The organism is Pantoea sp. ME81 (assembly GCF_903970985.1).
Lineage (GTDB): Bacteria > Pseudomonadota > Gammaproteobacteria > Enterobacterales > Enterobacteriaceae > Pantoea > Pantoea communis.
Window position 1 is genome coordinate 1 of record NZ_CAJCKS010000368.1, and the last position, 832, is coordinate 832.

At 53.1% G+C, this 832-nt stretch carries 2 pseudogenes; both read left to right on the forward strand.

The features are described from left to right. A pseudogene (locus H7A81_RS27405) lies at positions 1-285 on the forward strand (branched-chain amino acid ABC transporter substrate-binding protein); the annotation flags it as partial. 80 nt (positions 286-365) lie between these two features. Continuing rightward, positions 366-832 (forward strand): annotated as a pseudogene (locus tag H7A81_RS27410) (branched-chain amino acid ABC transporter permease LivH); the annotation flags it as partial.

The following is an 832-nucleotide window of genomic DNA, read 5'->3' on the forward strand; positions in this document are numbered from 1 at the left end:
AATGACCCGCGCACCATTCCGGATGGCAAAGCGGTGATTGAGAAGTTCCGCGCCAGTGGCTTCGAACCGGAAGGTTACACCCTGTACGCTTACGCCTCTGTGCAGGCTATTGCGGCGGCTTACAAAGCGGCGGGTAAAGACAACGCCAAAGCCAGTGACTGGTTAAAAGCCAACAGCGTCGATACCGTGATGGGTAAAAAAGCCTGGGATGGCAAAGGCGATCTGAAAGTCTCGGATTATGTGGTTTATCAGTGGGATGACAAAGGCAAATATCACCAACTGTAATTCGATACGCGGCCCCGTATCACGGGGCCTTTCGCCATTGGGCGCGAAGTATGCGCTCCCTTTACGCGCGGGATGGATTTATGGACGCCTTTTTCTTACAGCAGTTGATCAACGGCCTGACGCTGGGCGCAGTGTATGGGTTGATCGCCATCGGTTACACCATGGTTTACGGCATCATCGGCATGATCAACTTCGCGCACGGCGAGGTGTATATGATCTCCGCCTATTTATGCGCGATAGGCTTAGCGTTACTGAGTTTCTTTGGTATTCACTCCTTTCCATTACTGATTTTCGGCACCTTGCTGTTCACCATTATTGTCACTGCGGCTTATGGCTGGGCCATCGAGCGTATTGCTTATCGACCCCTGCGTAACTCCACGCGCCTTGCACCGCTAATTTCCGCCATCGGTATGTCACTGATTCTGCAAAACTACGTGCAGCTTAGCCAGGGGCCCAACCAGCAGGGCATTCCGACGCTGCTGACGGGTGTGCTGCGCATGGAAGTGGATGGCGGCATTGTGCAAATCACCTGGACCAAAGTCTTTAT